General features: G+C 65.5%; 1 protein-coding gene. It reads left to right on the top strand.

Annotated features, from left to right (window positions below; genetic code table 11):
* Positions 1 to 284: 284 nt before the first annotated feature.
* Positions 285 to 1,205: alanine--tRNA ligase-related protein (locus AC1D15_RS33155; protein WP_477829412.1), on the top strand; the 921-nt coding region annotated here is incomplete at its 3' end.

The raw sequence follows: 1,205 nt of genomic DNA, 5'->3' as shown, positions 1-1,205 counted from the left end.
CACTCACTTCGTTCGTTGTGGTCAAACAGTCGGCGACAGTCAGTTCACGAAGCGCGCTGCGCGCGCGGGCCAGGAAACCAGCCAGCTCCGGCGACCCGGCTTTATTGGCGCTCCACGGCCTCCCCCCACGCGCCTTTGGGCACCGCCCTGCTCCTTTGGGAGATGACAAGCGAACAAGTGGGGTTGATACCCGGGTGTATCCCGGGCCGTCCCGATCCGGGCCGACAGGCCCTTTCCTATAATCTTCGGTTCCGCCCAGCCCGTTCCCCTAGAGAGAAAACCGGATGAAAGCCTCCGAGATCCGCACCACGTTCCTGAAATTCTTCGAATCGAAGGGGCACACGGTGGTCGCCTCCAGCCCGCTGGTGCCGGCCAACGACCCGACGCTGATGTTCACCAACTCGGGCATGGTGCAGTTCAAGGACGTGTTCCTCGGCAGCGACAAGCGCCCCTACGTGCGCGCCGCCTCCGTCCAGGCCTGCCTGCGCGCCGGCGGCAAGCACAACGACCTCGAGAACGTCGGCTACACCGCGCGCCACCACACCTTCTTCGAGATGCTGGGCAACTGGAGCTTCGGCGACTACTTCAAGCACGACGCGCTCACCTGGGCCTGGGAACTGCTGACCCAGGTCTACAAGCTGCCGGCCGACAAGCTGTGGGCCACCGTCTACATCGACGACGACGAGGCCTACGACATCTGGACGAAGGTGATCGGCCTGCCGCCCGAGCGCGTGGTGCGCATCGGCGACAACAAGGGCGCGAAGTACGCCTCCGACAACTTCTGGATGATGGCCGACACCGGCCCCTGCGGCCCCTGCTCGGAGATCTTCTACGACCACGGCCCCGGCATCGCCGGCGGCCCGCCCGGCTCGCCCGATGCCGATGGCGACCGCTACATCGAGATCTGGAACAACGTGTTCATGCAGTTCGACATGCAGCCCGACGGCAGCATCAGGAAGCTGCCGGCGCCCTGCGTCGACACCGGCATGGGCCTGGAGCGCCTGGCCGCAATCCTGCAGCACGTGCACAGCAACTACGAGAYCGACCTGTTCGACAAGCTGATCCGCGCCGCCTCCCGCGAGACGGGTGAAAAAGACCTGTCGAACAAGAGCCTGCGCGTGATCGCCGACCACATCCGCGCGACCGCCTTCCTGGTCAGCGACGGCGTGATCCCGAGCAACGAAGGCCGCGGCTACGTGCAGCGC

The sequence above is a fragment of the Rhizobacter sp. P2_H2 genome (genome assembly GCF_056403375.1).
Note: the sequence above shows the minus strand (reverse complement) of the source record. Positions and strands in the feature narration are given on the sequence as shown.